This window comes from Kitasatospora purpeofusca, from assembly GCF_042691725.1.
Taxonomy (GTDB): domain Bacteria; phylum Actinomycetota; class Actinomycetes; order Streptomycetales; family Streptomycetaceae; genus Kitasatospora; species Kitasatospora purpeofusca_B.
Genome location: NZ_CP170483.1, coordinates 1,495,038 through 1,520,792, shown reverse-complemented (window position 1 = coordinate 1,520,792; position 25,755 = coordinate 1,495,038). Strand labels below are relative to the sequence as shown.

General features: G+C 75.2%; 26 protein-coding genes. 21 read left to right on the top strand and 5 right to left on the bottom strand.

Features of this window, described 5'->3' with window-relative positions; genetic code table 11:
• Positions 1-47 precede the first annotated feature (47 nt).
• Both ACFCLZ_RS05900 and ACFCLZ_RS05895 read left to right on the top strand, forming a co-directional pair.
• A complete protein-coding gene (locus ACFCLZ_RS05900; protein WP_380283639.1) occupies positions 48-1,022 on the top strand; it encodes an RICIN domain-containing protein in 975 nt (324 codons plus the stop codon).
• Between the two features lie 94 nt (positions 1,023-1,116).
• A complete protein-coding gene (locus tag ACFCLZ_RS05895; RefSeq protein ID WP_380283638.1) occupies positions 1,117-1,623 on the top strand; it encodes a MarR family winged helix-turn-helix transcriptional regulator in 507 nt (168 codons plus the stop codon).
• Here the strand turns inward: ACFCLZ_RS05895 and ACFCLZ_RS05890 are convergent.
• From ACFCLZ_RS05890 to ACFCLZ_RS05880, 3 genes are all read right to left on the bottom strand, one after another.
• On the bottom strand, positions 1,596-2,126 hold the full coding sequence (locus ACFCLZ_RS05890) for a GNAT family N-acetyltransferase (protein ID WP_380283637.1): 531 nt from the start codon (positions 2,124-2,126) through the stop codon (positions 1,596-1,598). The genes ACFCLZ_RS05895 and ACFCLZ_RS05890 overlap by 28 nt on opposite strands.
• Positions 2,123-2,425: a DUF6271 family protein gene (locus ACFCLZ_RS05885; RefSeq protein ID WP_380283636.1), complete on the bottom strand. Its 303-nt coding sequence runs from the start codon at positions 2,423-2,425 to the stop codon at positions 2,123-2,125. Before ACFCLZ_RS05885 ends, ACFCLZ_RS05890 begins: the two co-directional genes overlap by 4 nt.
• Positions 2,426-2,748: 323 nt before the next feature.
• Complete coding sequence (locus tag ACFCLZ_RS05880; RefSeq protein WP_380283635.1) at positions 2,749-3,531, bottom strand: BTAD domain-containing putative transcriptional regulator; 783 nt, start codon at positions 3,529-3,531, stop codon at positions 2,749-2,751.
• Positions 3,532-3,823: 292 nt separating this feature from the next.
• On the opposite strand from ACFCLZ_RS05880, the gene ACFCLZ_RS05875 reads away from it, so the two are divergent.
• The gene (locus tag ACFCLZ_RS05875; protein ID WP_380283633.1) at positions 3,824-4,150 is read left to right on the top strand and encodes a peptidoglycan-binding protein; all 327 of its coding nucleotides are present in this window, start codon (positions 3,824-3,826) and stop codon (positions 4,148-4,150) included.
• Here ACFCLZ_RS05875 and ACFCLZ_RS05870 read toward each other — a convergent pair.
• Complete coding sequence (locus tag ACFCLZ_RS05870; RefSeq protein ID WP_380283632.1) at positions 4,083-4,727, bottom strand: GntR family transcriptional regulator; 645 nt, start codon at positions 4,725-4,727, stop codon at positions 4,083-4,085. The genes ACFCLZ_RS05875 and ACFCLZ_RS05870 overlap by 68 nt on opposite strands.
• Before the next feature lie 128 nt (positions 4,728-4,855).
• Between ACFCLZ_RS05870 and ACFCLZ_RS05865 the strand changes: the two genes are divergently transcribed.
• From ACFCLZ_RS05865 to ACFCLZ_RS05815, 11 genes are all read left to right on the top strand, one after another.
• A complete protein-coding gene (locus ACFCLZ_RS05865) occupies positions 4,856-6,856 on the top strand; it encodes a beta-galactosidase (protein WP_380283631.1) in 2,001 nt (666 codons plus the stop codon).
• On the top strand, positions 6,853-8,265 hold the full coding sequence (gene gcvPA, locus ACFCLZ_RS05860; protein ID WP_380283630.1) for an aminomethyl-transferring glycine dehydrogenase subunit GcvPA: 1,413 nt from the start codon (positions 6,853-6,855) through the stop codon (positions 8,263-8,265). The genes ACFCLZ_RS05865 and gcvPA overlap by 4 nt, the downstream gene beginning before the upstream one ends.
• Complete coding sequence (gcvPB, locus tag ACFCLZ_RS05855; protein ID WP_380283629.1) at positions 8,262-9,836, top strand: aminomethyl-transferring glycine dehydrogenase subunit GcvPB; 1,575 nt, start codon at positions 8,262-8,264, stop codon at positions 9,834-9,836. Before gcvPA ends, gcvPB begins: the two co-directional genes overlap by 4 nt.
• A complete protein-coding gene (locus ACFCLZ_RS05850) occupies positions 9,833-10,936 on the top strand; it encodes an ATP-NAD kinase family protein (RefSeq protein WP_380283628.1) in 1,104 nt (367 codons plus the stop codon). Before gcvPB ends, ACFCLZ_RS05850 begins: the two co-directional genes overlap by 4 nt.
• The gene (locus tag ACFCLZ_RS05845; protein ID WP_380283626.1) at positions 10,933-11,709 is read left to right on the top strand and encodes an SDR family NAD(P)-dependent oxidoreductase; all 777 of its coding nucleotides are present in this window, start codon (positions 10,933-10,935) and stop codon (positions 11,707-11,709) included. The genes ACFCLZ_RS05850 and ACFCLZ_RS05845 overlap by 4 nt, the downstream gene beginning before the upstream one ends.
• 58 nt (positions 11,710-11,767) lie before the next feature.
• A complete protein-coding gene (locus ACFCLZ_RS05840) occupies positions 11,768-13,084 on the top strand; it encodes an ABC transporter substrate-binding protein (protein WP_380283624.1) in 1,317 nt (438 codons plus the stop codon).
• The gene (locus ACFCLZ_RS05835; protein ID WP_380283623.1) at positions 13,081-14,055 is read left to right on the top strand and encodes a carbohydrate ABC transporter permease; all 975 of its coding nucleotides are present in this window, start codon (positions 13,081-13,083) and stop codon (positions 14,053-14,055) included. The genes ACFCLZ_RS05840 and ACFCLZ_RS05835 overlap by 4 nt, the downstream gene beginning before the upstream one ends.
• A 9-nt stretch (positions 14,056-14,064) precedes the next feature.
• A complete protein-coding gene (locus ACFCLZ_RS05830; RefSeq protein WP_380283622.1) occupies positions 14,065-14,904 on the top strand; it encodes a carbohydrate ABC transporter permease in 840 nt (279 codons plus the stop codon).
• Positions 14,904-16,508 (top strand): amylo-alpha-1,6-glucosidase, encoded by a 1,605-nt coding sequence (locus ACFCLZ_RS05825; RefSeq protein ID WP_380283621.1) that lies wholly within the window; start codon positions 14,904-14,906, stop codon positions 16,506-16,508. Before ACFCLZ_RS05830 ends, ACFCLZ_RS05825 begins: the two co-directional genes overlap by 1 nt.
• 95 nt (positions 16,509-16,603) lie before the next feature.
• Positions 16,604-17,371, top strand: a complete 768-nt coding sequence (locus ACFCLZ_RS05820; protein WP_380283620.1) for a serine protease — start codon at positions 16,604-16,606, stop codon at positions 17,369-17,371.
• 70 nt (positions 17,372-17,441) lie between these two features.
• A complete protein-coding gene (locus ACFCLZ_RS05815) occupies positions 17,442-18,443 on the top strand; it encodes an RNA ligase family protein (protein ID WP_380283619.1) in 1,002 nt (333 codons plus the stop codon).
• Positions 18,444-18,464: 21 nt separating this feature from the next.
• On the opposite strand, the gene ACFCLZ_RS05810 is transcribed toward ACFCLZ_RS05815, so the two are convergent.
• Entirely contained in the window at positions 18,465-19,517 is a 1,053-nt protein-coding gene (locus tag ACFCLZ_RS05810; protein ID WP_380283618.1) for a beta-ketoacyl-ACP synthase 3, read from the bottom strand.
• Positions 19,518-19,691: 174 nt separating this feature from the next.
• Between ACFCLZ_RS05810 and ACFCLZ_RS05805 the strand changes: the two genes are divergently transcribed.
• Genes ACFCLZ_RS05805 through ACFCLZ_RS05775 form a run of 7 tightly spaced genes read left to right on the top strand, consistent with a single transcriptional unit; the run spans position 19,692 to position 25,707 of the window.
• Positions 19,692-19,949, top strand: a complete 258-nt coding sequence (locus ACFCLZ_RS05805) for an acyl carrier protein (protein ID WP_380283617.1) — start codon at positions 19,692-19,694, stop codon at positions 19,947-19,949.
• A gap of 37 nt (positions 19,950-19,986) precedes the next feature.
• Positions 19,987-21,249: a beta-ketoacyl-[acyl-carrier-protein] synthase family protein gene (locus ACFCLZ_RS05800; RefSeq protein WP_380283615.1), complete on the top strand. Its 1,263-nt coding sequence runs from the start codon at positions 19,987-19,989 to the stop codon at positions 21,247-21,249.
• On the top strand, positions 21,246-22,619 hold the full coding sequence (locus ACFCLZ_RS05795) for a ketosynthase chain-length factor (protein ID WP_380283614.1): 1,374 nt from the start codon (positions 21,246-21,248) through the stop codon (positions 22,617-22,619). Before ACFCLZ_RS05800 ends, ACFCLZ_RS05795 begins: the two co-directional genes overlap by 4 nt.
• A complete protein-coding gene (locus ACFCLZ_RS05790) occupies positions 22,616-22,873 on the top strand; it encodes an acyl carrier protein (RefSeq protein WP_380283613.1) in 258 nt (85 codons plus the stop codon). The genes ACFCLZ_RS05795 and ACFCLZ_RS05790 overlap by 4 nt, the downstream gene beginning before the upstream one ends.
• Positions 22,874-22,914: 41 nt before the next feature.
• Complete coding sequence (locus tag ACFCLZ_RS05785) at positions 22,915-23,700, top strand: SDR family NAD(P)-dependent oxidoreductase (protein ID WP_380283612.1); 786 nt, start codon at positions 22,915-22,917, stop codon at positions 23,698-23,700.
• A gap of 40 nt (positions 23,701-23,740) precedes the next feature.
• Positions 23,741-24,766: an aromatase/cyclase gene (locus ACFCLZ_RS05780; protein WP_380283611.1), complete on the top strand. Its 1,026-nt coding sequence runs from the start codon at positions 23,741-23,743 to the stop codon at positions 24,764-24,766.
• Positions 24,763-25,707, top strand: coding sequence for an MBL fold metallo-hydrolase (locus tag ACFCLZ_RS05775; RefSeq protein WP_380283610.1), 945 nt, complete (start codon positions 24,763-24,765; stop codon positions 25,705-25,707). Before ACFCLZ_RS05780 ends, ACFCLZ_RS05775 begins: the two co-directional genes overlap by 4 nt.
• The last annotated feature ends 48 nt before the right edge of the window (positions 25,708-25,755 follow it).

Here is a 25,755-nt window from a genome sequence, read left to right as displayed (position 1 = left end):
GACGGTGCTCTTGCCGGGCCGGGCGCGGCTCGGGGAGGATCGGCCGCATGCGGGACCAGAACGGGGACGGATCACACGGGAAGGACCCCGGGCGGGGCGGGGCGAAGCCGCAGGACGCCCGGGACGCCGCGGAGTTGGCCGCTCTGCTGCGCGGGCTGAAGGAGCGGTCGGGGCTGTCCTTCCGGCAGTTGGAGGAGCGGGCGGCCGAGCGCGGCGAGGTGCTGCCGCGCAGCACGACCGCCGATCTGCTGCGGCGCGACACCTTGCCGAGGCAGGAGGTCCTGCTGGCCTTCCTGCGCGCCTGCGGGGAGGACGCCGACACCGGCGCCTGGCTCGCGGCGTGGCACCGGCTCGCGGCAGACCCGGCACCGGCACCGACGCCGGCCCCGGCGCCGACACCGGACCAGGCCTCGCCCGCGCGCCGGTCCCACCCGTGGCTGCTCGCCCTCGCCACCGTCACAGCGGCGGCCCTGCTGGGCGGTGGCGCCTACCTGCTGGCGTCGGACGAGGGGACGGCGGACCGGGCGGCCCCGGACCCCGGCGCCCCGCCGTCCGGCACCTACCGGATCCGCTCGGACGCCTCGGGCCTCTGCTTCTCCGAACGCGAGGACGAGGGCAAGGGCCACGTCTACCAGGCGGACTGCGCCGCGGCCGTCCCGGTGTACTCCCTGGAGCCGCTGGACGGCGGGCTGTTCCGGCTGAGGTCGTTGCACCCGGTGTTCGGCTACGGCTGTCTCGGAGTGGAGAAGGGCAGTACCCGGTCGGCCGCGCAGGCGGCGGACGACTACTGCGGCGGGCGCGGCACCTCGGAGCGCTTCCGCCTGGAGCCGGCCGCGGGCGGCGGCTTCCGGATCGTGCCGCAGCACAGCGGCTCCTGTCTGACGGTACCGGGCGGGGCCGCCACGACGGCGAGCACCCCGGTGGTCCAACTCGCCTGCGATCCGGCCGAGTCCGGCCAGGTGTTCCGCTTCGACGCGGTGCCCGCGCCGACCTCCGTCCCCGACATCACCGCCCACCCCTAGCCGCACTGACCAGCGGCGACGGTGACCGGCCCTCGGCGCGGGGCCGGCGGGGCGGGTCCGGTACGGTGTGGGCGAGGAGAGGGGGGCGGAGCGGATGTCCACAGGGCCCGAGGGCGGTCTGAGCGCCGATGAGGCGGTTCGCGCGATGCTGCTCTTCATGCCGAGGGTGGCGGCGCGGCTGAAGCGCACGCCGGTGCCCGCGCGGCTCCGTTCGGCGAACCTGGCGCCCCGTCACCTGTCGATGCTCTCGTTCCTGCTGTTCGACGGGCCGATGCCGGTGAACCAGTTGGCGGCGCGCCTGGAGGTGGCCCCGACGACGGTGAGCCTGATGGTCAGCGACCTCACCCGGCAGGGGGTGGTGGAGCGCGGGGTCGACCCGGCGGACCGGCGGCGCACGATCGTCACCATCACCGAGGAGCCCGAGACCAGGGCGGCGATCGAGGGCTGGCTGGCCAACGGCGCGGCCGCCTGGCGCCGCGCCTTCGAGCCGCTCGCGCCGGAGGAGCGCGCCCTGTTCGTGCGCACCATCGAGGCGTACGAACAGGGCGCCTCCGGCCCCGCGCGGACCGGTGACTACCGGTCGACCGGCATCGACATGTAGACGGCGCGCGGGCCGTAGCACTCCGGGACGGCCACCTCGCGGTGCGCGCGGTAGCCGAGCAGGGCGAGCAGGATGTCGGTGCGGCGCACCGCGACCATCGAGAGCCGCTCGAAGCCCCGCTGACGCGCCTCCTCCCGCAGGTGCCGGATGAACCGCAGGGCGAGGTCCCGGCCGCGCAGTTCCTCGGTGATGACGAGGTCGTGCACATGGAGGTTGGTCGACTCGAAGACGGCCTCCTCGGGGCTGCTCAGGTCCGGGCAGCGGTAGAGCGGGTACGGCAGGCTCAGCAGGTAGCCGACGACCCGGCCGTCGTGCTCGGCGACGTAGCAGGTGTCGGGCGAGGCCTGGCCCCGGGAGTACAGCGCCTCGCGCCCCTCCGACAGGCCGTCGGCGGCGTACGCGGCGGACTCCAGCTCCACCACGGTGTCCCAGTCGTCCTCCGCGAGCCGGCGGAAGGTGACCGCCTCCGTGACGCGCGGGCCCGCGCCGGTGTCGGCCGTCATCCGCGCACCGCCTCGGTCCGCGCGGCGGCCGTCAGTGGCGCCCGGGCGTCGATCAGCGGCTTCAGGAAGTCCCGCTGCCGCGTCTTGTCCGGGTGGTGCGTGACCACGCGCTCGACGGGCGTCAACTCGGCCGCAAGGAAGGCGTGTTCGGCGCGGTCCGCCGGGTCGGAGGAGTGCGGCGCGAGCAGGTGCGCCTCGACGTCGGAGCGCTCGGCGGCGTACCCGGCCTCCGCGCCGGTGGCCGTGATCATCCCGCCGCACGCCCGGTTGGTGGGCGGGGCGAGGCAGATTCTTCTCATGCCGCTTCTCCGATGGGTGAGCTGAGTGGTCGTCGGGTCCCGAGGGTATGCTGCGCCGGGCCCCGAGGGGGCGTCGGCCCGCGGCGGGTCCGGACCGCCCCCACATCGCCGCGTCCCGGGCCCGCCGGGGCGGCGCGGACCCGGGGCGCGGTGAATTCGCGCTGCTGACAAGCGCGTTCACCAGGCCTCCGTCGGGTGGAGGCCCGGCCTTCCGACTACGGTGGACTAGACCAACTGGGGTGTCAACGCGGGCCGCCCGCACGGTCCCCGCCGTGCCGTTCCACACTGCCCGAACGGGCAGACCGCCCGCCGGGCGCGGGGTCTCAGACCCGCCCCAGCAACGGGTCCTGGCGCAGGACGGCACGGTGGACGCCGGCGAGCTCCGCGCCGGGCTCGATGCCGAGTTCGTCGACGAGCCGGCGGCGGGTCCGCTGATAGAGCGCGAGCGCCTCCGCCTGCCGGCCGGTGCGGTACAGCGCCCGCATCAGCAGGGCCTGCGGCTGCTCCCACAGCGGTTGGCCGGAGGTCAGTCGCCGAAGCCGGGCCACCGCCTCCTCCGTGCGGCCGAGCGCGAAGTCCGCCTCGGCGACCAGCTGTTCGGCCCCGAGCCGGACCTCGTCCAGCCGGGCGGCCTCCCACTGGAACGCGGGCAGCCGCTGGAGCTCGCCCAGGGCCGGGCCCCGCCAGAGCGCCAGCGACTCCCGGGCCGAGGCGCGGGCGGCGGCCGGTTCGTCGGCGGCGAGCACGGCCCGGGCGGCGTCGAGGAGCTGTTCGGCGCGCCGGTGGTCGAGCTGTTCGTCCCGGACGACGAGCCGGTAGCCGGACGGGCCGCCGAGCAGGCGCGGCGCCGATCCGCCGGTGTCGCCCGGGCGGGCCAGGGCGGTGCGCAGCCGGGAGACGTAGCTCTGCAGGGTGTTGAGCGCGCTCGCGGGCTCCCGCCCGCCCCAGACGTTGTCGATCAGCGGCCCGACCGGCACCGGGCGGCCGGGGGAGAGCAGCAGGGTGGCCGGCGCCGCCCGCTGCCGGGTACCGCCGATCGGCAGGCTCGCGCCGTCGAACCGGACCTCCAGGGGCCCGAGTGCGCACGGCTCCCAGGCCCCCGCCACTCTGCCCGCCCCGCCGTCCGTCCTGCCGTCCGCTCTGCCATCGGCTCTGCCGTCCGCGCTGTCGTCGCCCGCTCTGCCGCTCACGCTGCGCCAACGGCGCGGGCCGGGAGATCCGCGGCCACCGGGACGGCTACGCCACCGACTGCACTGCCCGGGGGCGCCGCTCTACCAGCTGGTCACCTCCGGCGCGCTGGAGCCGGGCGCGGGCTCCGGGCCGGCGGACGGCGGCTGGGCGCCGTTCCCGGGGGCGGAGTGGTTCCGCACCGGCCCCCGCAGCCCGCTGATCACCGCGATGGGCCGCCGCCTGCTGGAGGAGGGCTGCGGCGCCTACCGGCAGGGCCCGGGCCCGCAGTGGAGCGAGGCCGACCGCCGGAGCTACGCCCGCTGGCAGCGCAAGCTCGGCTACGCGGGCGCCGATGTGGACGGCTGGCCCGGCGCCTCCTCCCTGGGCCCGCCTGCACGTCCCGCGGTCCTGACACCCGGACACCGCGGCCCGAACCGCGGCCCGCCGCCCGCACCCCGGGCGGCGGGCTCGGCCGCGCGGTGCGGGCTCAGTCCGCCGGCAGGTGCGCGAGCATCCGCTCCATGCCGCCGACCCAGTTGGCCCGCAGCGCCGTGATGGCGCCCGGCAGGTCGTCCTCCAGGAGCCGGCGGGCGATCTCGCAGTGCTCCTCCGACTCGCGGGCCACCGGTTCGTCCTCGGCGACGATCAGGTTCTCGTAGCGCCGCATCCCGGCCTTGACCCGGGTGAGCAGGTCCAGCAGCCGCTCGTTGGCGCAGCCGCTGAGCAGCAGGCCGTGCCACTCGTCGTCGCGCCGGTCGACCGTGGCGTGCGCGGCCACCTGGTCGGGGAAGCCCTGGGCGAGGTCCAGCAGCCGGGGGGCGATGGTCCGCAGGTGCCCGGGGTCGGAGGACTCCAGCGCCAGCGCCTCCAGGGCCGCGACGATGGCGACCAGCTCGCGGAACTCCTTGCGGCTGACGGGCGCGAAGCGGAAGCCGCGGCCCTGGCTGCTCTCCAGTACGCCCTCGCCCGCGAGCGCGATCAGCGCCTCGCGCAGCGGGGTGCGGCTGACGCCGAGTTCGGCGGCCAGCACGGCCTCGTTGACATCGGTTCCCGCCGCGAACTCGCCGCGGGTGAGCCGGTCCATCAGCTCGTCGCGGATCTGCTCGCGCAGCGGACGGCGCTCGATCGCCATCGCGTCCCCCTGACTTCCGGAGTGAAGCACACCTCTTGACCCGCCCCAGTGTACTGCACTATGCATTTTGAATACAAAATGCGAAACGAGGCGGAACGGGGTTTCCTCGACCCCGGGGGAGGCGCAGCATGGGCCTGACACGGGTACCGGGTCTGCTGTTCGGCGGTGACTACAACCCCGAGCAGTGGCCCGAGGAGGTGTGGCAGGAGGACGTCCGGCTGATGGCCGAGGCCGGCGTCAACCTGGTCACGGTCGCGGTGTTCTCCTGGTCCCGGCTCGAACCCGGGCCCGGCAGGTACGAGTTCGGCTGGCTCGACCGCGTGCTCGACCTGCTCCACGCGCACGGCATCGCCGTCGACCTCGCCACCGCGACCGCGACCCCGCCGCCCTGGCTGGTCCGCGCCCACCCGGAGGTCCGGCCCGTCGACGCCGCCGGCACCCGGCTGGAGTTCGGCTCGCGCCAGGGCTACTGCCCGTCCTCCCCGGTGTTCCGCGCCGCCACCGTCCGGCTGGCCCGGGCGATGGCCGAGCGCTACCGCGAGCACCCGGCGCTGGCGATGTGGCACGTGAGCAACGAGTACGCCGACCACACCGCCGAGTGCTTCTGCGAGGAGTCCGCCCGCGACTTCCGCCGCTGGCTCCAGGCCCGCCACCGCTCGCTCGACGGCCTCAACGCCGCCTGGGGGACGTCCTGCTGGGGCCAGCACTACACCGACTGGACGCAGGTCGAACCGCCCCGCAAGGCCCCCGGGCCGGTCAACCCGGCCCAGCTGCTGGACTGGCGGCGGTTCTCCAGCGACGCGCTGCTCGCCTGCTTCGAGGCCGAGCGCGCCGCCCTCAAGGAGGTCACCCCGGACGTCCCGGTGACCACCAACTTCATGAGCGTGCTGCGCGACCTCGACTACTGGACGTGGGCCGAGGGCGAGGACGTCGTCACCGACGACGCCTACCCGGACCCGGCCGACCCGCGGGCACCGGTGAAGGCCGCGCTCAGCTACGACCTGATGCGCTCGCTGAAGCGGCAGCCCTGGCTGCTCCTGGAGTCCGCGCCGAGCGCGGTCAGCTGGCGCGCGGTCAACCTCCCCAAGGACCCGGGCGTGATGCGGCTGGACAGCCTCCAGGCCCTCGCCCACGGCTCGGACGGCGTGATGTTCTTCCAGTGGCGCCAGGCCAGGTACGGCCCGGAGAAGTTCCACTCGGCGATGCTCCCGCACGGCGGCACCGGGACCCGCCGGTGGCGCGAGACGCTCGCGCTCGGCGCGGACGTCCGGCGGCTGGCCGAGGTGGCCGGCAGCACCACCCGGGCCGAGGTCGCGCTGCTGCTCGACTGGGACAGCTGGTGGGGTCTTGAGGCCCCCGAGTCGATGCCCACCGACCGGCTGCGGCTGCACGAGCTGCTGCTCTCCTGGTACGCGCCGCTGCACGCCCGGGGCGTCGCCGTGGACCTCGCCCCGCCGGGCCGCGACCTCTCCGGCTACCGGCTGGTGATCGCCCCCAACCTCTACCTGTGCACGGCCGGGCACGCGGCCGCGCTGGCCGCCTTCCCCGGGCAGCTGGTGGTCGGCCCGTTCAGCGGCGTGGTCGACGCGGCCGACCAGGTGCACGACGGCGGCGCGCCCGGCCCGCTGCGCGAGCTGCTCGGGGTGGGCGTCGAGGAGTGGCGCCCGCTGCCGGACGGCGTCACCCAGGAGGTCGTCACGGCGGACGGGACCGTGCTGCTCGCCCGCACCTGGACCGAGTGGCTGGACACCTCCGACGCCGTCGAGGTGCTGGCCCGCTACCGGGGCGGCCCGCTGGACGGCCGCCCGGCCGTCACCCGGCGCGCCGCCGCCACCTACCTGAGCTGCCTGCCCGAGGACCCGGCCCCCTTCCTGGACGAGCTGCTGGCCGCCGCCGGGATCACCGGCGTCACCGGTCCCGGCCTGCCCGTCGGCGTCGAGGCCTGCCGGCGCGGCCCCTACCTCTTCCTGCTCAACCACGGCACGGCGCCCGCCACGGTGCCCCTGCCCGAGGACGACCGCTTCACCGACCTGCTGACCGGCCGTCCGCTGCCCGGCGGCCCCGTGACCGTCGCACCGCGCGACGCCGTGGTCCTCAAGCCCCGACCGACTCCCGAGGAGCGTGCGTGACCCACCCCTACATCCCCAACGCGGGGCCCGAGACACGGGCGGCGATGCTCGCCGAGATCGGCGCCCCCGACGTCGCGGAGTTCTACCGCGACATCCCCGCCGACCTGCGCCTCGACCGCCCGCTCGACCTGCCCGAGCCGTTCGCCGACGAGCAGGGCCTGACCCGGCACCTGCGCGGCCTGCTGGCCCGCAACACCGACCCGGCCGCGCTGCTGAGCTTCCTCGGCCACGGCTGCTACCCGCACTACGTCCCGGCGGTCTGCGACGAGGTCAACGGCCGCGGCGAGTTCCTCACCGCCTACGCGGGCGAGCCCTACGCGGACCACGGCCGCTTCCAGGCGCTCTTCGAGTACGTCTCGATGATGGCCGAGCTGCTGGAGATGGACGTCGTCAATGTGCCCACCTACGACGGCTACCAGGCCGCCGGCACGGCGCTGCGGATGGCCGCCCGCCGCACCGGCCGGGCCAGGGTGATGGTCAGCGGGGCGACGGCGGCCGACAAGCTGGCCAAGATCCGCGACTACCTCGCCCCGGACGTCGAGGTGCTGCTCGCCCCGGTGGCCGACTCCGGCGAGCTGGGCGAGGTCCGCCTGGACGACACCTTCGCCGCCCTCTACCTGGAGACGCCCACGGTGCACGGGGTCGTCGAGACCCGCGGCCGTGAACTCGCCGAACTGGCGCACGGCGTGGGCGCCCTGCTGGTGGTCGGCACCGACCCGATCTCGCTCGGCGTGCTCGCCCCGCCCGCCTCCTGGGGCGCCGACCTGGTCTGCGGGGACATCCAGTCGCTCGGCATGCACCCCCAGTACGGCGGCGGGCAGGCCGGGTTCATCGCGAGCCACGACGACGAGCGGCTGGTCGCCGAGTTCCCGTCCCGGCTGTTCGGCATCGCCCCGACCGAGGTCCCCGGCGAGTACGGCTTCGGCGACGTCTTCTACGACCGCACCTCCTTCGCGCTGCGCGAGGAGGGCAAGGAGTGGGTGGGCACCGCGGCCGCCCTGTGGGGCATCACGGCCGGCGTCTACCTCGCGCTGATGGGCCCGCAGGGCATGCGCGAGCTGGGCGAGACGATCCTCGCCCGGACCCGCTACGCGATGCGCGCGCTGGCCGCCGCCGGGGCCGTGGTGCGCCACCAGGAGTCCGTGCACTTCCGGGAGTTCGCCGTCGAGGTGCCGGACGCCGACGCGCTGCTCGCCGCGCTGCGCGGCCGCGGCATCCTCGGCGGGGTGCGGCTCGGACCCCGGGAGGTGCTGGTCTGCGTCACCGAACAGCACTCCGTCGCCGACATCGACACCCTCGCGGCGGCCGTGCGGGACGCCCTCACGGCCCTCGCCGCAGCCGCCCCCGCCCCCGCCCCCGCCGCCCCCGCCGCCCCCGACGCCCCCGCCGCCCCTGGAGCCGCCACGTGAGTGCGCACGAAGCCCCCGAACCGTTCGCGACCCTGCCGGTGGCGCCCAAGCCCGGCCTGCGCCGCTTCCACCAGGCCCGCTGGGACGAGGAGATCGTCTTCGAGCTGTCCCGGCCCGGCCGGCGCGGCGTGGGCGTGCCCGCCCCGGAGGCGCCCCTGGTCGAGCTGCCCGAGGGCGTCGCCCGGCGCACCCCGCCCGCGCTGCCCGAGCTCTCCCAGAACCAGGTGGTCCGGCACTACCTGCGGCTCTCCCAGGAGACCCTCGGCGCCGACTTCACCATCGACGTCGGCCAGGGCACCTGCACCATGAAGTACAGCCCCAAGGTCAACGACTCCTTCGCCCGGGACCCGCGCGTCGCCGCCCTGCACCCGCTGCAGCCCGAGGACACCGTGCAGGGCGTGCTGGAGATCTACTGGCGGCTGGAGCAGATCCTCAGGGAGATCTCCGGCATGGCCCGGGTCTCGCTGCAGCCCGGCGCCGGCTCGGCCGCGATCTACGCCAACATCGCGATGATCCGCGCCTACCACGCCGCCCGCGGCGAGGGGGAGCAGCGCGACCAGGTGATCACCACGATGTTCTCGCACCCCTCGAACGCGGCCTGCGCCAAGGTCGCCGGGTACGAGGTGATCACCCTCATGCCGGACGCCGAGGGCAATCCCGACATCGAGGCGCTGCGCGCGGCCGTCGGCCCGCGCACCGCCGCCCTGATGATCACCAACCCGGAGGACACCGGGATCTTCAACCCGCGGATCCGCGAGTTCGTCGAGCTGGTGCACACGGCGGGCGGCCTGGCCTGCTACGACCAGGCCAACGCCAACGGCATCCTCGGCATCACCCGGGCCCGGGACGCCGGCTTCGACCTGTGCCACTTCAACCTGCACAAGACCTTCTCCACCCCGCACGCCTGCGGCGGTCCGGCGGCCGGGGCGTGCGGCGTCTCCGAGGCGCTGGTGCCGTTCCTGCCCGGGCCGGTCGTCGACCGCGCCGGCGACTCCTTCACGCTCACCGTCCCGGAGCGCTCGGTCGGCAAGATCCGGCCCTTCCTCGGGGTGACGCCCAATGTGGTGCGCGCCTACGCCTGGGTGATGGCGCTCGGTGCGCGGGGCCTGCGCGAGGTCGCCGAGACGGCCGTGCTCAACAACAACTACCTGCTGGCCAAGGTCGCGCGGATCCCCGGCGCCTCGGTGCCGTGGGCGCGGCGCCGCCGGGTCGAGCAGGTCCGCTACTCCTGGCAGCGGCTCGCCGAGGAGACCGGCGTGCACTCGGAGGAGATCGGCATCCGGGCGGCGGACTTCGGCGTGCACTACTGGACCAGCCATCACCCGTACGTGGTGCCCGAGCCGTTCACCCTGGAGCCGACCGAGTCCTACTCCCGGGAGGACCTCGACGAGTACGCGGCGATCCTCGCCCACGTCGCCGACGAGGCCCGCAAGGACCCGGAGTTCGTGCGGGGCGCGCCCTACCGGCAGACCGTGCACCGGATCGACCCGACGGCGCTGGACGACCCGGCCCAGTGGTCGCCCAGCTGGCGCGCCTACCTGCGCAAGCACGGCGCGAAGCGGCCGGGATGATCGTCGGCCTGATCGTGAACCCGGTCGCGGGCCTCGGCGGGGCGGTCGCCCTCAAGGGCAGCGACGGGCTGGACGTCCAGGCCCGGGCGCTCGAACTGGGCGCCGTCCCCCGGGCCCGGGCCCGCGCCGCCGCCGCGCTGCGCGCCCTGCACGCCCGCCGCCCGGAGGCCGTGGTCCGCACGGTGGCCGGGCCGATGGGGGAGGACAGCGCGCTCGCGGCGGGCGTCCGGTACGAACTCGCCCACCGGCCGGCCGCGTCGCACACGGAGGCGGCCGACACCCGGGCGGCGGTGGCGGCGCTCGGGACGGTGGACCTGCTGCTGTTCGCGGGCGGCGACGGGACGGCGCGCGACGTCCTGGACGCCGGGCCGCGCCCGCCGGTGCTCGGCGTGCCGGCCGGGGTGAAGGTCTACTCGGGCTGCTTCGCGGTGAGCCCGGCCGCGGCGGGCGCGGCCGCCGCCGTCTTCGACGGGCGGACCGCCGAGGCGGAGGTCGTCGACCTCGACGAGGAGGCCCACCGCGCGGGCGGTCTCGGCGCCCGGCTGTACGGGACGCTGCGGGTGCCGGCCGGGCGGGCCCGGCTGAGCGGGCGCAAGACCGGCTCCTCGGCGGCGGCGCCGGGCTCGGCGGAGTCCATCGCCCGGGCGGTGGTGGCGGCCATGCGGCCGGGCACCGCGTACGCGCTCGGGCCCGGCGCCACCACGCTCGCCGTCGGGCGGGCGCTCGGCCTGGAACTGACGCCGCTGGGCGTGGACGTCGTGCGGGACGGCGCCGTGCTCGGCCGTGATGTCACGGAGCGGCAGCTGCTCACCCTTGCCATGTCACAGGTGACGCATGGCGTGTTGTCGGTGATCGGCGGGCAGGGCTTCGTGGTCGGGCGCGGCAACCAGCAGTTCAGCCCCCGGGTGCTGGACGCGCTCGCCGAGATCGTCGTGCTCGCCACCCCGCAGAAGCTCGCCGCGCTCGGCGGGCGTCCGCTGCTGGTGGACAGCGGCGACCCGCTGGCCGACGCCGCGCTCGCCGGCCACGTCCGGGTGGTCACCGGCCACCGCGAATCCGTGCTGTACCGCATCCAGTCGGCGAGTGAGGAGCTCCTATGAACAACCCCACCGGAACCACCTCCGGCACCACCCTGCGCAACAAGGTCGCCGTCGTGACCGGCGGCGCCTCCGGCATCGGCCGGGCCACCGCCCGGCTGTTCGCCGCCGAGGGCGCCGCCGTGGTCGTGGCCGACCTCGCGGACGCCGGCGAGGTGGTCCGCGAGATCGAGGCGGCGGGAGGGCGGGCGGTCGCGGTGCGCGCCGACGTCTCCTCCGAGACCGACTGCGAACGGATCGTCACCATCGCCGTCGAGACCTACGGCGCCCTGCACGTCCTGTTCAACAACGCCGGGATCATCCTCCGCCGGACGGCGCTGGAGATCTCCGCCGACGAATGGGACCGGGTGATGGCCGTCAACGTGCGCTCGGTCTACCTGATGTGCCGCTTCGCCGTCCCGGCGATGACGGAGGGCGGGTCGATCATCAACACCGGCTCCGGCTGGGGGCTGAAGGGCGGCGCCAACGCGCTCTCCTACTGCGCCTCCAAGGCCGCGGTCGTCAACATGACGCGCGCCCTGGCGATCGACCACGCCGCCGCCGGGATCCGGGTCAACTCGGTCAACCCGGGCGACACCGTGACGCCGATGCTCCGCGACGAGGCGCGCCAGCTCCAGGAGGAGTGGGCGGCCTTCGAGAAGGACGCCGCCGACCGGCCGATGGGCCGGGCCGGCTCGCCGGAGGAGATCGCCGCCGCCGTGCTGTTCCTGGCCGGCGACGCCAGCAGCTACATGACCGGCTCCGCCCTCGTCGTCGACGGCGGCGGCCTCGCCTGACCCCCGCAGGTCCGACGCTCACACCCCCATCCCCTCACGAAGGCCCAGGAGGCACCCGTTGTCCGCTTTCACGAGAAGAACAGCCCTGGCCGCCGCCGCGCTCGCGCTGGCCACCACCGTCTGCGCGTGCAGCGGCACCAACGGCGCGGGCGGCGCCGGCGGCTCCGAGGCCGACGGCGGCAAGGTCACCCTGCGCTGGTCGACCTGGGGCTCGGCCGAGGACACGGCGGTCTTCAAGGCCTTCACCGACGAGTTCGCCAAGAAGCACCCGAACATCACCCTCAAGCTGGAGCAGGTCGCCTCCTACGAGGACTACCAGCCCAAGCTGCTCACCCAGCTCACCTCCGGCACCGCCCCCGACGTCTTCTACGTCGGCGACGACTACATCGGCAAGCTGGTCGCCGACGGCGTGCTCGCCCCGCTGGACGCCCAGTTGGCCGGACCGGACAGCCGCAGCAGGCCCGCCGACTTCTTCGAGGGCATCTACGGCGGCGCCAAGAAGGACGGCGTCACCTACGGCGTCCCCAACGACACCAACCCCGAGGTGCTCTGGTTCGACCAGAAGGTACTGGCCGCCGCCGGTATCACCGAGGACCCGGCCGCGCTCAACGAGGCCGGCCAGTGGACCATGGCCAAGTTCCAGGAGATGAACGCCAAGCTCAAGGCCGCGGACAAGACCGGCACGATCTTCTGGAACTGGTACGGCGCCAACTACAGCATGGTCAACGGCTTCGGCGGCAAGGTCTGGGACGGCGGGAAGTTCGTCGCGACCACCGACCCGAAGACCCGCCAGGCGCTCAAGGCCCTCGCCGACGGCTACCGGGCCAAGACCTTCGCCTCCGCCGACCTGCTGCCCGAGGGCAACGGCGCGGCCACCCAGTTCATCAAGCACAAGGCCGGCTTCTACGCCGGCGGCCGCTGGGTGATCGAGGGCATCGACAAGGGCGGCGACCGCACCGGCTACGACATCGTGCCGTTCCCCTCCGAGTCCGGGCAGCCGATCCCGGGCGCCGTCGCCGCCTCCTACCTGGCCATCAACAAGGACGGCAAGCACCAGAAGGAGGCCTTCACCTTCCTGACCGAGTTCGTCGGCAAGGAGGGCCAGCAGCTGCGGCTCAAGGGCGGCAGCGGCGTCCCGTCCGTGCGCGGCGCCGAGAACGTGGTGACCGACGGCGCCTACCCGCCGCACGCCAGGACCTTCCTGGACGTGCGCGACCGCGGCTTCGCCAACTACCCCGACGAGGTCGCCGTCCCCGGCCTGACCAAGGCGATCAACGACCAGCTGATGAAGATCTGGGAGGGCAAGGTCGGCTTCGACGAGGGCATGACCCAGCTCCAGAGCCTGGTCGACGGCATGAAGGGGAAGCAGGGGTGAGCGCCGTCACCCAGGCGGCGGCCCGGCGGCGCAAGCGCTCCGCCGCCGGGCCCGCCCCCGCCGCCCCCGCCGCGCGCGGCGGCCGCGAGCCGCTCTGGCGCCGCCGCGACCGCCGCTGGGCGCTGGTCTTCCTCGCCCCCCAACTGCTCGGGCTGCTGGTCTTCCTGGTCGGCCCGCTCGGCTTCGCCGTGGTCCTGTCCTTCCTGCGCTGGGACGGCCTAGGCGACGCCACCTGGGTCGGCCTGGACAACTTCCGCACCCAGCTGACCGACCCCGAGTTCGGCCGCGCGGTGTGGAACACCCTCAAGATCGGCCTGATCACCGTGCCCGGCGGCCTGGTCCTCGCCCTGCTGATCGCGCTCGCCCTGCACGGCGTGCGCGGGCGCACCGCCTACCGGGTGGTCTACTTCCTGCCCGTGGTCACCAGCTCGGTCGCGGTCTCGGTGATCTGGCAGATGATCCTCGGCGGCGGCGCCGACGGCATCCTCAACGGCACCGTCCACGACCTGTTCGGCGTCACCCTGCCCGACTGGCTGGCGGACCCGGACTGGGTGGTGGTCGCCGTGGCGGTCGTGACGATCTGGTCCTCCCTCGGGCTCAACGTCGTGATCTTCCTGGCCGGCCTGGCCACCGTCCCGGTCAACCTGCTGGAGGCCGCCCGGATCGACGGCGCCGGGCCGTGGCAGACCCTGCGCTCGGTCACCCTGCCGCTGCTGTCGCCCACCGTCTTCTTCACCGTGGTGGTGTCGGTGATCAGCTCGTTCCAGGCCTTCGACCTCGTCTACGTGCTGGTGAACCCGGACCACAACGAGGGCGCCCAGACCATCGTCTACAAGGTCTACCAGCAGGGTTTCCGGGAGTTCCACTTCGGCCTGTCCAGCGCCGCCGCGCTGCTCCTGCTGCTGCTGACCCTGGTCGTCACGGCGGTCCAGTTCCAGGCGCAGAAGCGCCTCGTCCACTACGAGTCCTGAGGCGCCGCCATGACCGTCCGCCACACCACCGCCCCCCGGCAGCTCCTCCTGCACACCGCGCTCGTCCTCGGCGGCCTGCTGATGCTGTTCCCGTTCGTCTGGATGGTGCTGACCTCCTTCAAGGGCGTCAGCCAGATGATCAACGAGCCGCTGGCCTGGCTGCCCTCGCCCTGGCGCACGCGCAACTACCCCGACGTGCTGGGCGGGGTGCCGATCGGCCGGGCCTACTGGAACAGCATGTACATCGCGGCGATCACCGTCGCCGCCACCCTGCTCACCGGCGCGATGGCCGCCTACGCCTTCGCCCGCATCCCGTTCCGCGGCTCCGGGCCGCTGTTCGGCCTCTTCCTGGCCACCCAGATGGTCCCGGCGCAGGTCACCATCGTGCCGCTCTACATCATGCTGGCCAAGCTCCAGCTGATCGACTCGCACCTGGCGCTGATCCTGCCCGCCGTCGCCAACCCCTTCGCCGTGTTCCTGCTGCGCCAGTTCATCCGGGCCGTCCCGGTCGAACTGGAGGAGGCGGCCCGGATCGACGGCGCCGGCCGCTGGACGATCTTCTGGCGGATCGTCCTGCCGAACATCCGCCCCGGCCTGTGGACGCTCGGCATCATCGTCTTCCTGGCCAGCTGGAACAGCTACTTCTTCCCGCTGGTGTTCCTCAACAGCTCCGAGCTGTTCACCGTCCCGCTGCTGCTCGACTCCTTCAACTCCCAGCGCGGCGGCATCGACTACGGCCTCACCGCGGCGCTCTCCGCGATCACCGTGGTGCCGATGCTGATCGCCTTCCTGATCGGGCAGCGCAAGATCCTCAACAGCATGGCCTCCTCGGGCCTGGGAGGCCGCTGATGTCCCGATCTCCTGCGTACGGCGTGGAACTCGACCTCGTCGAGCGGCCGTTCACCGAACGCGGCGCCCGGCTGCTGGTCACCGCGGGAGCGGACCGGGGCGAGGGCCTGCGCGTCGCCCGGGCCGAGTACGAGACCCCGCTCGCCGCCACCACCGAGCTCACCGGGCTCCTGGTGCACGACGCCGCCGGCACCCCGCTGCCGGTCGTCGCGGCCACGCCCGTCGAGGTCGCCTTCGCCGGCGGGGTGTCGCTGCTGTTCGCCGACCCGGCCACCCTGGTGCTCGCCGGGCACGGCGCGCGGGCCTCCTGGCGGCTGCCGGACGGCACGGCGCGCGGCCTCGCGCTCGACGGCTGCCACGTCCTGGTCGGCCCGCCGGGGGAGTGGTCCGCCCCCGCCGTGCGCGCCGCCGCCGAGGCCCGCTGGGCCGACTGGTTCGCCCGGATGCCGGCCGTCCGCCCCGACCTCGCCGGGCGGGCCCGGACGGCCTGGTGGACCCTGGCCGTCAACCTGCTGCCGATCGCCGGGCGCGAGGGCCTGGTCCCCTCCAAGTACGGCTACGTCGGCGTCTGGAACTGGGACGCCCTGTTCCACGCCGTCGCCCTGCGGCACGGCGACCCGGCGCTCGCCCGGGACCAGATCCTGCTCCTCCTGGACCACCAGCTGCCCGACGGCCGGCTGCCCGACGTGGTGCACGACCACGGCGTGCTGGCCGACACCACCGATCTGCCGCGCGCCGACCACGCCCGCCTCGCCGAGCACGTCGGCAGCGCCAACGGCGCGCGCCCCGAGCGCGCGCCGGTCCCGGTCACCAAACCGCCCCTGGCCGCCTGGGCCGTCTGGAAGGTCCACGAGACCGACCCGGACATCCCCTTCCTCGCCGCCGTCTACCCGCGGCTGGTGCGCGCGCACGCGTGGTGGTTCGCCGCCTCCGACCCGGACGGCGACGGCCTGCCCGAGTACCTGCACCCCTACTCCTCCGGGCTCGACGACAGCCCGGTCTGGGACTACGGGCCGCGCGCCGAGCCGCCCGACCTCAACTCCTACCTCGTCCTGGAGGCCGACCGGCTGGCCGACATCGCGGCCGTCCTCGCCCGCCCCGCCGAGGCCGCCCGCTGGCGCGAGCGCGCCGCCGCCCACGCCCGGCTGCTGGTGGACCGGCGCTGGGACGGCACCCGCTTCACCACCCTGGCGGCGGGCGCCCCCGTGCCCGTGCGCACCGCGCTCGACCTGATGCCCCTGTTCACCGGCCGGCTGCCCGCCGAGGTCGCCGCCGCGCTGGAGCGGACCCTGCGCTCACCGGCCTACTGGGGCGAGCGGCCGGTGCCCACCGTGGCCTTCGACGACCCCGCCTTCGACCCGGAGGCGATGTGGCGCGGCCCGGTCTGGCTGAACGTCAACTACCTGCTGGTGGAGGGGCTGGAGCGCTCGGGATTCCCGGAGACGGCCGCCGAGCTGCGCGAGCGCACCCTCGCCATGGTCCGGGACGCGGGCGGCCTCTACGAGTACTGGAACCCGCTGACCGGTGCCCGCGCGTCCCGCGCCACCTCCGGCTTCGGCTGGTCCGCGGCGCTCTTCCTGGACCTCGCCAGGATGGTCGGATGATCTGACTGTCTCTTTCTCCCTTCATCGCCTGACGTGCCGTCACTACCCTTTGCCTGCGAACGGAGGCCCACCACGACAGAGACGGAGCACCGACCATGCGAACCCGCCTCAGGCACACCCTCGTCGTCCTCGTCACCACCCTGCTCGCCGCCGCGGCGGCCCTGACCGCCGCGGCCCCGGCGCACGCCATCGTCGGCGGCACCGCGGCGACCGCCGGCCAGACCCCCTACCTCGTCTCCCTCGCCCGCGGCTCGCACTTCTGCGGCGGCACCGTCCTCGACCCCACGACGATCCTCACCGCCGCCCACTGCGTCGCGGCCGGGGACGCCGGCGCGCTCACCGTGCGGGCCGGCAGCCTCCAGCACGCCTTTGGCGGGGTGCGGGTCAAGGTCACGTCCGTCCTCCTGCACCCCTCCTACAGCTCCGCGACCCTCGACAACGACCTCGCCCTGCTGCGCCTGGCCACCCCGCTCGGCGGCAGCGGCATCGCCGCGCTCCCGCTCGCCGCCACCGGCAACGACCCCTCCTCCGGCAGGGCCCAGGCCTCCGGCTGGGGCGCCACGGCCGAGGACGGCCAGCTGTCCGCGGCCGCCCGCATCGTCACCGTCCCGCTGATCAGGCGCGAGGGGTGCCGCCAGGAGTACGGGCCCTCCGTCGTCACCGACCGCATGATCTGCGCGGGGGAGGACGCCGGCGGCAAGGACGCCTGCCAGGGCGACAGCGGCGGCCCGCTCGTCCAGGGCGGCGTCCTGATCGGCGTCATCTCCTGGGGCGTGGGCTGCGGCCGGCCCGGCAACGCCGGCGTCTACACCCGGATCGGCGCGCTGCGCCCCTGGATCGACGCCCACCGGACGGCCGGCTGACCCGCGCCGGCGCCCGGGCCGCCCGCAATCCCGTTGCGCGGGCGGCGGCGGGCCGGTGATGATCCGTGGCATGACCGTCGACCGGGCCCTGCACCCCTACCCCAAGATCCCGGCCCGCGGAGGCGTCGCGGCCTGCGGCGCCCGCGCGTGGGTCGCGGTGGAGAAGGTGCACGGGGCGCACTTCGCCGTCGTCTGCGACCGGGAGGGCGTGCGGCCCGCCAAGCGGCGCGAACTGCTCGGCGACGACGCGCTCGACGACTTCTTCGGCGTCAGCCGGATCTGGCCGGCGCTCGCGGTCGCGGCGGCCCGGTTCGCGGCGGCGGTGCGCGGGGCGGCGGACCCCGGCGCGGTGGTGACCGTCTACGGCGAACTCGCCGGCGGCGGCTACCCGCACCCCGAGGTGCCCGCCGCCGACGGGGTCCAGCCGGTGCAGACCGGCGTCTGGTACGCGCCCGGCCTGCACTGGCTGCCCTTCGACGCCACCGTCGAGGGCGCCGACGGCCGCCGCTGGCTCGCCGACCGCGCCCTGCGCGAGGCCGCGTCCGCCGCCGGGCTCGTCTGCGTCCCCGCGCTCGGCCACGGCGCCCTGACCACGCTCCAGGACCTGCCCGCCACCTTCCCCACCCGCCTGCCCGCCCTGCTCGGCCTGCCCGGCCTGCCCGGCAACCTCGCCGAGGGCTACGTCCTCAAACCGGCCGGCGCCTGGCCGCCCGAGGCCGGGCCGCGACCGCTGCTGAAGGTCAAGCAGCCCGCCTTCGCCGAGGACGAACGTTTCGACGGCGCCCGCCCCTACCTGCCGCCGCCGGACGGCGCGGCCGGCGTCCCCGCCTGGCTCCTGGTCCGGGCCGCCGCCCTGCTCACCCCCACCCGGGCGGCCGCCGCCGTCAGCAAACTCGGCCCCCGCACCCCGCCCGCCGCCGTCGCCGCCGAGATCGCCCACGACCTCACCGACGAACTCGCCGAGGCCCTCGGCGGCCTCCCCGCCACCACCCGCCACGCCCTCCACCACGCCCTCACCCCCGCCGCCCACACCCTCGCCCACTTCGACGCCGAGGACCGCCGCACAGGCTGACCCGCCGGACCCCACGGGCGGTCAGGGCAGCAGGACGACCTGGCCCGCGTAGTTGAGGCCGGCGCCGAAACCGACCAGCAGGGCGGTGTCGCCCGGCCCGGTCGCGCCGGCCTCCAGCAGGGCCTCCAGGGCCAGCGGCACCGAGGCCGAGGAGGTGTTCCCGGTGCGGGCCACGTCGTAGGAGACGGCCGTGTCCGGGCCGAGTCCCAGCCGTTGCGCCATCAGGTCGATCATCCGGGCGTTGGACTGGTGCGGCACGAACACGTCCAGCTCCGCGGGCGCCACCCCGGCGCCGTCCAGCGCCCGGCGCGCCCCCGGGCAGACCTCCTCCATCGCCCAGCGGAACACCCGCCGGCCGTCCATCCGCAGCCAGGGCCGCTCCGTCGTGCCGGGCGAGCCGGCGTAGGCGTCCCACCCGCGCGACATCCGCAGCGAGTCGAAGAACCGGCCGTTGGCGGCCCGTGCCACCGGCCCGATCCCGGGCCGTTCCGCCGGGCCGACCACCGCCGCGCCGGCGCCGTCGGCGAACAGGAAGGCCATCGAGTCGTCCGTCGGGTCGACGATGTCCGTCATCCGCTCGGCGCCCACCACCAGGACGTGCCCGGCGCTGCCGGAGCCGATCGAGTCGGCGGCCAGCGCCAGCGCGTGGCAGAAGCCCGCGCAGGCGGCGGAGAGGTCGATCCCGGTGGCGCCGTGCGCGCCCAGCTCATGGGCGATCCGGACGGCGGTCGGCGGGGTCATCAGCATGTTGGAGGTGCTCGCCAGCAGCACCAGGTCGATGTCGGCGGGCCGCACCCCGGCCCGGGCCAGCGCCTTCTCGGCGGCGGCCGCGCCCATCACCGCCAGGGTCTCGTCCGGCCCGGCGAACCGGCGTTCGACGATGCCGCTGCGGCCGGTGATCCACTCCTCCGGGTGCCCGATCATCCGGCCCAGCTCGGCGTTGCCGACCACCCGGTGCGGCCGGTACCCGCCGACCCCGAGCAGCCGGCTGTGGCCCGCCGGCGCCGCCCGCAACCCCTGCGGCCGTGGCCGCCCGGGCCGTCCCGCACCCCGCCCCGTCCCCTGCTCGGCCATCGTCGACTCCCCTTCACGCCGCTCGCGTCGGAACTCCGCGGCCAGCCTCCCGGCGGCCCCTGGAACCCGGCTGGAGCCGTGCGCCCCCGGTGCTGTCCAGCGCGGCTCGACCGCAGCCCCAGCCGGGGCGCCGACGGTGGCGGTGTTCACCGGACGGAAGGAAACGGAAACCCCATGGCTGGCTTCACGCTCACCGACTTCCAGCAGATCGTGGCGAAGTGCTTCGAGGGCACCGACGGCGGCGAGCTCGACGCGGCCTCGGTCGACAACGAGTTCGGCGACCTCGGCTTCGACTCCATCGTGGTCTACGAGATCGCCGTGCGGATCCAGGACGACTACGCCGTCGCCATCCCCGACGAGGACCTCGACGACCTGAAGACGCCGGCCGCCTTCATCGCGTACGTCGACGCCCGCGTCCCCGCCGCGAACTGACGGTGTCGAGGGCCGACGGAAGGAAGGAGGACCGGCTGTGAACCGAAGCGTCGCCATCACCGGGATCGGGGTGGTCGCACCCGGCGGGATCGGCCGCAAGGCGTTCTGGGACCTGCTCGTCTCCGGGCGCACCGCCACCAGGACCATCTCGCTCTTCGACCCCGGCCGCTTCCGCTCGCGGATGGCGGCCGAGGTGGACTTCGACCCCGCGCTGCACGGACTGACCCCCCGGGAGGTCCGCCGGCTCGACCGGGCGGCCCAGTTCGCCGTGGTCAGCGCCCGTGAGTGCATCGCCGACAGCGGGCTGGAGTTCGCCGCCCTGGACCCGCACCGGGTCGGGGTCAGCGTCGGCAGCGCCGTCGGCGGCACGACCACCCTGGAACAGGAGTACCTGGTCCTCAGCGACAGCGGCCGGAAGTGGGAGGTCGACGGCGCGTACCTGTCGCCGCACCTGTACGACGCCTTCGTGCCCAGCTCGCTGGCGGCCGAGGTGGCCTGGACGGCCGGCGCGGAGGGCCCGGCCACCGTGGTCTCCACCGGCTGCACCTCGGGGCTGGACGCCGTCGGCCACGCCCGCGACCTGATCGCCGAGGGCAGCGCGGACGTCATGCTGGCCGGCGCCGCGGACACCCCGATCTCGCCGATCGCCGTCGCCTGCTTCGACGCCGTGCGCGCCACCTCGGTGCGCAACGACGACCCGGCCCACGCCTCGCGCCCCTTCGACCGCGGCCGCGACGGGTTCGTGATCGCCGAGGGCGCCGCGATGTTCGTCCTGGAGGAGCTGGAGCACGCCCGGGCCCGCGGCGCGCACGTCTACGGGCTGCTGTCGGGGTACGCCACGCGCTGCAACGCCTACCACATGACCGGGCTGAAGAAGGACGGCCGGGAGATGGCCGAGGCGGTCCGGTTCGCGCTGGCCGAGGCGCGCCGCGCGCCCGAGGCCGTCGACTACGTCAACGCCCACGGCTCCGGCACCAAGCAGAACGACCGGCACGAGACGATGGCCTTCAAGCTGGCGCTCGGCGACCACGCCTACCGGGTGCCGGTCAGCTCGATCAAGTCGATGGTCGGCCACTCGCTGGGCGCGATCGGCTCGATCGAGATCGCCGCCTGCGCGCTGGCGATGGAGTACGGGGCCGTCCCGCCCACCGCCAACCTGCACGAGCGCGACCCCGAGTGCGACCTCGACTACGTGCCCAACGAGGCCCGGGAGGCCCGGCTGGACACCGTGGTGTCGGTCGGCAGCGGCTTCGGCGGCTTCCAGAGCGCGATGGTGCTGACCCGGGCGGACGCGGCATGAGCGGCCCCGACACCCGAGCGGCCGTCGCGACCGACCGGCCGGCCGACGGCGCGAGCACGCCGGACACCGCCGTGGTCACCGGCATCGGCGTGGCCGCGCCCAACGGCCTGGGCACCGAGGCCTGGTGGGCGGCGACCCTGCGCGGCGAGAGCGGGATCCGCCCGATCACCCGCTACGACGCCTCCCGGTACCCGGTGCGGCTGGCCGGGCTGATCCCCGACTTCGACGCCGCCGCGCACCTGCCCGGCCGGCTGCTGCCGCAGACCGACCGGGTCACCCGGCTCGCGGTCGCCGCCGCCGACTGGGCGCTCGCCGACTCCGGGGCCGACCCGGCCGCGCTGCCCGAGTACGGGATGGGCGTGGTGACCTCCAACGCCACCGGCGGTTTCGAGTTCACCCACCGCGAGGCCCGCAAGCTGTGGACCAAGGGCCCGCAGCACGTCAGCGTCTACGAGTCGTTCGCCTGGTTCTACGCCGCCAACACCGGCCAGATCTCGATCCGGCACGGCATGCGCGGCCCGAGCAGCGTCCTGGTGGCCGACCAGGCCGGCGGCCTGGACGCGCTCGGCCACGCCCGGCGCACCCTGCGCCGGGGCGGCGCGCTGGTGGTCAGCGGCGGGGTGGAGTCCGCCTTCGATCCCTGGGGGCTGGTCGCCCACCTGTCCGGCGGCGGGGTCTCCCTGGTCGCCGACCCGGAGCGGGCGTACCTGCCGTTCGACACCGAGGCCGCCGGCCACGTGCCCGGCGAGGGCGGCGCCGTCCTGATCGTGGAGAGCGGCACGGCCGCCGCCGCGCGCGGGGCCCGCCAGGTGTACGGCGAGATCGCCGGCTACGCGGCGACCTTCGACCCGGCGCCAGGCTCGGGCCGCCCGCCCGGGCTGGAACGGGCCGCCCGGCTCGCGCTCGCCGACGCCGGCCTCGCCGCCGGGGACATCGACGTGGTGTTCGCCGACGCGGCCGGCGTCCGCGAGCGCGACGACGCCGAGGCGGCGGCCGTCGAGGCGCTGTTCGGCCCGTACGGCGTCCCGGTGAGCGTGCCGAAGACCCTCACCGGGCGGCTCACCGGGGGCGGGCCGCCGCTGGACACCGCCGCCGCCCTGCTGGCGATCCGCGACGGCGTGCTGCCGGCCGCGCGGATCACCCGGCCGGTGCCCGGCCACCGGCTCGACCTGGTGCGCGGCGAACCGCGCCCGGCCCGGGTGCGGGCCGCGCTGGTGCTGGCCCGCGGCCACGGCGGCTTCAACTCCGCCCTCGTGGTGCGCGCCCCCGGCCCGGACACCCGGCCCGCCGTCCGGCCCGCCCCCGGCCCGGACGCCCCCCGGACGACCCGCCAACCCGACCCCGACACCACCCGGGAGGACCGGCCATGAGCCGCCTGACCTTCGACGACCTGCGCGGCATCCTCGCCGAGTGCGCGGGCGAGGACGAGCAGACCCGGATCGACCCCGAGGCCCTGGATCTGCCGTTCACCGACCTCGGCTACGACTCGCTGGCCCTGCTGGAGACGGCCGCGGTGATCACCCGCCGCTACGGCACCGACCTCGCGGACGACGTGGTGGCGACCGTGGAGACCCCGCGTCAGCTGCTCGACCTGGTGAACAGCGCGATGGCCGAAGCGGCCTGAGCGAACGCCCACCCATCCGAGTTCGAGAGAGGAGCGCCGCCATGGCGGAGCAACAGCGCGGAGCGGCCCTGGTCACCGGGGCCACCCGGGGCATCGGCCGGGCCGTCGTCGAGACCCTGGCCCGCCGCGGCCACCCCGTCTTCCTCGCCGCCCGGGACGCCGAGCAGGTCGCCGCCACCGTCGAGGAGCTGCGTGCGCAGGGCCTGACGGCGGACGGCGCCGCCTGCGACGTGCGCTCGCGCGACGAGGTGCGGGGCTGGGTCGCGGCCGCCGTCGAGCGGTACGGCCCGGTGGAGGTGCTGGTGAACAACGCCGGCCGGGGCGGTGGCGGGGTCACCGCCGACCTGCCCGACGAGACCTGGTACGACGTCATCGACACCAATCTGAACAGCGTCTTCCTCATCACCCGGGAGGTGCTCACCACCGGCCGGATGCGCGAGCGCGCGAGCGGGCGGATCGTCAGCATCGCCTCCACCGGCGGCAAGCAGGGCGTGCTCTACGGGGCGCCGTACTCGGCGTCCAAGCACGGCGTGGTCGGGTTCACCAAGGCGCTCGGCCTGGAGCTCGCCAAGAGCGGCATCACCGTCAACGCGGTCTGCCCCGGCTACGTCGAGACCCCGATGGCGGAGGGCGTGCGCCAGGGCTTCGCCGCCCTGTGGGGCGTCACCGAACAGGAGGTCCTGGAGCGGTTCCTCGCCAAGATCCCGCTGGGCCGCTACACCGAGCCCGCCGAGGTCGCCGCCTTCGTCGGCTACCTGGTCAGCGACGAGGCCGCCCCGATCACCGCCCAGGCGCTCAACATCTGCGGCGGCCTGGGTAATTACTAGCAGCCCCGACCACGGAACGACCCCTGCGACGGAGAGACCCATGACCACGCCACCGCCCGCACCACCCCCCGCACCGGCGACACCGCTGCGCCGCACCGCCGAGCACACCGCCGACCTCCGGGCCCCCGCCGACCGGGCGTTCCGGCTGATCGCCGACGTCACCCGCTGGCCGCTGCTCTTCCCGCCCTGCGTCGCCGCCGACGTGCTGGAGTCCGACCTCGACTCCGAACGGATCCGGCTGTGGGCCGTCGTCGGCGAGGAGGTGCGCAGCTGGACGTCGCTGCGCACCCTCGACCGCGAACGGCTGCGGATCGACTTCCGCCAGGAGGCCCCGAGCCCCCCGGTCACCTGGATGGGCGGCCACTGGGAGTTCGCGCCCGGCGTCGACGGCGAGCGCACCACCCGGCTGGTGCTCGGGCACGAGTGGGCCACCGTCGGGGCGCCCGAGCAGTCCGAGCGGATCGCCCGGGCGCTGGACGGCAACAGCGGGCAGGAGATCGGCGCCGTCCGCTCCTGGGCCGAACGCCCGGAACCGCTGGAGGAGCTGGTGTTCTCCTTCGAGGACCGGGTGGAGGTGGCCGGTCCGCCCGAGGCGGTGTACGACGTCCTGCACCGGGCCGACCTGTGGCCGGACCGGCTGCCGCACGTGGCGGCCGTCGACCTGGAGACCGCCGCCGCGACGCCGGTCACCGGCGGGGCCGAGGTCCAGCGGCTGACCATGGACACCCGCGCCGAGGACGGCTCGGAGCACCGGACCCGCTCGGTGCGGCTCTGCTTCCCGCACCGGCGGATCGTCTACAAGCAGACCACCCCGCCGGCCGGACTGCTCGGCCACAGCGGCGCGTGGATCCTCACCCCGCACGGCGCCGGGACCGCCGTCACCGCCGTGCACCGGGTGGCGCTCGACGCGGCGGCCCTGCCCCGGCTGTTCGGGCCCGACCCGGACCTCGCGGCCGTGCGCGCACGGGTGCGGGCGGCGCTCGGCGGCAACAGCCTGCGCACCCTGGAGTGGGCGCGCTCCTTCGTCGAGGGCACCGCGGCCCCCGCCTCCGGGGCGGCCCGATGACCGGGCCGGCCGCCCCGCACGGCGGCGTCCCGGACGCCGACCGGATCCGCCTCCAGGAGGTCGCCGACGGGGTCTTCGCCCACGTCCAGGACCCCGGCGGCTGGTGCCTCAGCAACGCGGGCGTGGTGCTCGGCGGCGGCGAGAGCCTGCTCGTCGACACCGCCGCGACCGAACGGCGGGCCCGCCGGCTGCGCGCCACCCTGACCGGCCTGACCGCCGTGCCGCCCCGGCTGCTGGTGCTCACCCACTTCCACGGCGACCACGTCTTCGGCGCCGGGGTCGCGGCGCCGCAGGCGGCCCTGGTCGCCCACGAGAACGCCCGCCGCGAGATGGCCGAGGCCGGCCTCGGCCTCACCGGGCTGTGGCCGGCCGTGGACTGGGGCCGCGTCGAGGTGCGGCTGCCGCACCTCACCTACCGGGACCGGCTGACCGTGCACGTCGGCGAACGGCCCGTCGAGCTCCTGCACTTCGGGCCCGCGCACACCACCGGGGACACCCTGGTCTGGCTGCCGCAGGACGGCGTGCTGTTCGCCGGGGACGTGCTGCTCTCCGGCTGCACGCCGTTCCTGCTGATGGGCTCGGTGCGCGGCACCCTGCGCACCCTGGACCGGCTGCGCGAACTCGCCCCCCGGACGGTCGTCCCCGGCCACGGTCCGGTCGCCGGACCGGAGCTGCTGGACGAGACGGCCGGCTACCTGGAGTGGCTGCTGAGCACCGCCGAGGCGGGCCTCGCCGCCGGGCTGACCCCGCTGGAGACCGCCCGGGACGCGGGCCCCGGCCCCTTCCCGCACTGGCTGGACGGCGAACGGGTGGTCGGCAACCTGCACCGCGCCTTCGCCGAGCTGACCGGAGCGGCGGAGGGCGCCGCCCTGGACGTGGTGCGGATCTTCGGGGAGATGGTCGAACACAACGGCGGACGTCTGCCCGAGTGCTACGCCTGACGCCCGCCCGCGTGCGAACGGCCCCGGCCGGGGAAGGCCGGGGCCGTT